This window comes from Coriobacteriia bacterium (assembly GCA_031292615.1).
Classification (GTDB): Bacteria; Actinomycetota; Coriobacteriia; order Anaerosomatales; family JAAXUF01; genus JARLGT01.
Genome location: JARLGT010000011.1, coordinates 1 through 4,379, shown reverse-complemented (window position 1 = coordinate 4,379; position 4,379 = coordinate 1). Strand labels below are relative to the sequence as shown.

The following is a 4,379-nucleotide window of genomic DNA, read 5'->3' as shown; positions in this document are numbered from 1 at the left end:
TTCGTCGCCAAGACCGACGGTCCCGGCTACGCAGCGGCGCGCCGAGCGATGCACGAAGCGTTCGGCGTCGAGCCGAGCGAGGCCGGCAGCGGGGGTTCGATTCCGCTGCTCGGGACGCTGGCCAAGGCAGCGCCCAACGCCGAGTTCGTCTTGTGGGGAGCCGAGGACATGGCCGAGGCCCGCATCCACGGTGCCAACGAGAGCGTGGAGCTCGACGAGATCGCAAGATGCATCGGAGCGCAGGCCAACTTAATGCGTATTCTCGGCGAAATGGGCACCGGCAACTGAAGGCTGAGCGTCTCCTTCACCGGGAACGGCAGAGCGAAAGGCCCGAGACGCGGGAGCGTTTCGGGCCTTTCGCTGTTCTAACGCGCCGCTAGGACCGGCGCGGTTGCGCGTCTTGATCGGGGTCCGGCAGGAACACCGAGAGTAAGAACGAGACGATGCTCACGACGATTGCGCCCCAGAACGCCGGCCAGAAGCCCTCGACGTAGAAGCCCGTGTGGAACCAGTTTGTCGACACCCACGCCGCGCCCCAAAGGACCACGGCGTTGATGACCAGAACGAACAGGCCGAGCGTGGCAATGATGCACCCGCAAGACAGGAACTTGAGAATCGGCCGGATGATCGCGTTGGCAAAGCCGAGGACGGCCGCCGTCAGCACGATCGCGACAAGCGCGCTACCGCCGCTGTGCCCGATGCCGGGAACCACGAGCATCGCGACGGCGACGGCAATCGACGTGATGATCCAACGCACGAACAGTCTCCACCACATGCGAATGTCCTCCCACCAGCGCGGCCCCACCACCGCGAACGTATCCAGTCCGAGTCTGGTGCATGCCCGGTGTTCTGGCAATGCACGCGGGGTGCAGTTGACGGGCATGTGCAGGGGATTCGGCATGAAGGGGAATAGCTAGTCACAAGCATATCCGCTGAACGCGATAGTCAGTCTGCACTCGTATTCAGCCCAAGTTAGGGGAGGGTTTCATGACTGAGGTCGAGTCTCATCCCGACGCGCCGGTGGTCGAAGACGCCGACGACTTGCAGGCGGAGGTCGAGCGGCTCAGGGCTGAGAACCAACGCTTGATGCATGGAGGCGGGGCAACCGGATTCTGGCGCAACTTGTTGGCGGGGCTGAGCATCTTCCTGGGTGTGGTCCTGGTCTCCGCCGCAATCTCGGCCGTCTGGCTCAACCGCACCATCATGGACGAGAACCGCTGGGTGGAGACGATGGCGCCGCTCGCGCGAGATGTGGGCATCCAGGATTACGTCGCTACCAAGGCGACGGACTCGCTGTTCGGCGCGGTCGACATTCATGCCTACGTGGCAAAGGCGCTGCAGCCGTTGCCGGCGGCCGCGCAGTTCCTCGCGACGCCCATCACCGATGCTGTCCAGGGCTTCGTCAAGGATGCCGCAACAAAGTTCGTCCGATCCGATCAGTTCCCTCAGCTCTGGGACAAGATGAATCGTCTCGCACACAAGGCGTTCATCGCATCGGTTACTCAGACCTCGGGGGGCCTAGTCAACAACCAGGCCGGCAAGGTCACACTCGACGTAAGCGTGCTGGTCGATCAGATCAAGGCGCAGCTGACGAGCAGCGGGCTTGGCTTCGTCAACGCGGTGCCGACGCCATCCAGCTCGCGCGAGATCGTGCTGATTGATTCTCCGGCCCTTGCGCAGGCGAGCGCTGCGATCCAGTTCCTGAACACATCGGCGTACGTTCTGCCGTTCGCGGCGCTTGCGCTGCTCGTGTTGGGCGTCGCTCTGGCGGTCAATCGCCGCAAGGCGGTGCTGTGGCTGGGTATCGGAGTTGTCGCCGTGACGCTCCTCCCGGTCGAGGCCATCTACTTCGGCCAGTTCCCGTTCGCGCAAGCGGCGCTTCAGTACGCGCAGATGCCGCAGGCCGTGGCCAGTACGGCGTATGCGATTGTGTTCCGCAATCTCATCCATGCCGAGCAGATGTTCGCCGTCGTGGGCGTCGTCTTTGTGATTGGCGCGATGCTGGCAGGGCCGAGTGCTTGGGCCACGGCACTGCGCGGCGGACTGTCGCACGGCATCGACAACATCGGCCCCGACTGGGACTTCGGCTCGTTCGGCGAGTGGGTTCTGGCGCATCGCTCCGGCATGCGTGCCGCCGGCCTCATTGCCGCCGTCGTTGCGCTGGTCATCTTCCGGGTCAGCACGGTGTGGACGATCGTGTGGCTTGTCGTCGCGGTGCTCGTGTGGCTGGGAGTCGTGCAGCTGTTCGGGCGTCCACGCCCAGCCGCGAAGGCGAGTAGCGAGACGGTCACACCCGACGATGCGGCGACGAGCAGCTAGTCTTCCTCTGTTGGCGAGATAATGGAGCCGTCCGCCCTGCGCGGGCGGCTCCTGCCCATGTTGGAGACCAGGACCGCGACGATGGTGACGAGGTAGAGCTGACCGATGAGCGCCTCGCACACGGAGAGCAGACGCCCCAGCGCGATCGAAGCCGTTAGGTCGCCGTACCCGACCGTGGCCAGCGTGGTGAAGCTGTAGTAGACGTAGTCGCTCGCTTCGATGGGCCGAGACGCCACGAAGAAGCCGGGAGCGGCAGCGGGGATCCCCTGGCGCGCCAGCACGAAGCTGATAGTGCTGTAGATCACCGCGAACAGCAGCCCGATCAGCAGGTAGATTGCAGCCGCGCCGATGACCGTGTCGAGCGAGACCACGGTGTGAGTGGCAAGGCGTCGCGCGATGACCACAGGCGTTACGCCAACGATGCCGATCATCGCCAGGCCATACGCTAGTCTGGCCGGCCCCGTGTTGTGGGTCAGGAGCGCGACGCAGATGCCGACGATCGCAAGCACGGAGATAGCCGTCGCGGCGAGCGTCACGCGCGGGCCCGCATCGGACGTGCGCAGTGCTATCACGAGCGTGGTGGTCATCAGCGCGAGCGTGAGGATCAGGCCGATCTCGCCATCGCCAAGTACCGACGTCGAGAGGATCGTCGAAAGAATCAACGCGCACACGAGGGCGTAGCGATCGAGCTGGGGTTCTTGGATGCGCGCCTGCAAGGACCGACTATCGCTGGTGCTCGCTGTTGGCTCTGACATCCCGACCTCCTCGGCGCTTGGTACGTCCCCGGTCAGAGCATAGCCGATTCGCGACCCGACCAGCGGCTAAGGAGCAATCGACGCCATCGCTCGCCACGCTGCCGAGCTCGTGCCGGCCCAGCCGTACAGGCTCGCACCCAGGCATCCGCCCTCGCGTACTGCCTGTGCAAAACCCTGCACCTGACCGGTCGAGGAGTCCTCGGCGATTCCGCCGATCAGGTGGACAGGCACAGCGGAGCATCCCGGCTGCGAACGTAGGATGCTCAGGTTCTGGGAGGCATCCATGTAGGCCGATTTGGCGCCGCGGCCGTGGAACGTGTAGTAGCCCATCGGCACGAAGATGTCGTAGTAGCGAGGTAGCATCGAATAAGGGAAGTTGCCCCAGACGCTGTGGGGGCGTCGCAGCCCCACCGGCGAAGGGATGATCGCACCCAGCGGGTACGTGGGGCCAACAAGCGTGCGGATCTTCGCCGAGAGCTGCTTCAGGCCTCGGTTGCGCATCGCTTCGGAGCCGATGGCGCTGGACTCGATGTCGAGCGCGAAGGAGTCGAACGTCTGGCCGTCGGCGGTCTTCAGCCTCACAGCGGCTTTGACGCGCGCGTAGTCGACCGAGCCCGGCTTCATGTTGGGCAGGTACCAGGCCACGACGCGCATGCCTCGGGCATGGCCCTCGGCGATGAACTCCCGCAGCGCCTTGGCGTTGTAGAACGCCGTGCGCATGTTGTAGTGCGACGTCTGGACGAAGAGCGTCTTGACGCCGTGGCGCGACATGTCGGCGATGGCTGCCGCCGGATCACGCCACGCGGGCGTGTCGTAGATGTCGACCCAGGTTGCAAGGCCGGCGTATGCGTCGAGCGGTGCGCCGCCCGCCGAGACGAGAGGGGAGGCGATGGGCGCCGACGTCTGCTCGACGCTGGCAGTCGGCGTCGGAGCGGGCGTGGCTGGGCTGGTACGCGCCGCCGTGCCCCGAGGCGCGAACAGCACGATGGCAACGACCAGCACGAACAGAGCCGCAGTGATCACGGCCGCACCGATTACGATTCGTCGAGCATGTTCGAGCGACAGTCTCACAGGGCTCCTTTACGTCCCGCCATTGTAGGACGCTTCCTCTGCAAGCGGACGGCCAAGATTGAGCAGCCGGGAAGTCGCCGAGGATTCCTTTTGCCGGGTTATGGCTAGCGGCCGGAAGTGACGCGAAGTGTGACATCGGCTGGGGACCTGGGTGCCAGAAACTAGCGACTAGGTGCTCAGGAGCCCAGAAACTAGGGCCTTGGTGCCCGGAAACTCAGGATCTCGGAGGGGTTG

General features: G+C 64.8%; 5 protein-coding genes. 2 read left to right on the top strand and 3 right to left on the bottom strand.

All coding sequences use genetic code 11. The annotated features are described in order from the left end of the window. Positions 1-288 (top strand): dipeptidase (locus P4L93_00895; protein MDR3685509.1); only part of this gene is annotated, 288 nt, incomplete at its 5' end. 88 nt (positions 289-376) lie between these two features. Here P4L93_00895 and P4L93_00890 read toward each other — a convergent pair. Continuing rightward, complete coding sequence (locus tag P4L93_00890) at positions 377-757, bottom strand: phage holin family protein (protein MDR3685508.1); 381 nt, start codon at positions 755-757, stop codon at positions 377-379. A gap of 230 nt (positions 758-987) precedes the next feature. Between P4L93_00890 and P4L93_00885 the strand changes: the two genes are divergently transcribed. Continuing rightward, a complete protein-coding gene (locus P4L93_00885) occupies positions 988-2,319 on the top strand; it encodes a hypothetical protein (GenBank protein MDR3685507.1) in 1,332 nt (443 codons plus the stop codon). Here the strand turns inward: P4L93_00885 and P4L93_00880 are convergent. Both P4L93_00880 and P4L93_00875 read right to left on the bottom strand, forming a co-directional pair. Further along, positions 2,316-3,074: a potassium channel family protein gene (locus P4L93_00880; protein MDR3685506.1), complete on the bottom strand. Its 759-nt coding sequence runs from the start codon at positions 3,072-3,074 to the stop codon at positions 2,316-2,318. The two genes, P4L93_00885 and P4L93_00880, sit on opposite strands and share 4 nt — an antisense overlap. Positions 3,075-3,140: 66 nt before the next feature. Further along, on the bottom strand, positions 3,141-4,145 hold the full coding sequence (locus tag P4L93_00875; GenBank protein MDR3685505.1) for a hypothetical protein: 1,005 nt from the start codon (positions 4,143-4,145) through the stop codon (positions 3,141-3,143). Positions 4,146-4,379 lie beyond the last annotated feature (234 nt).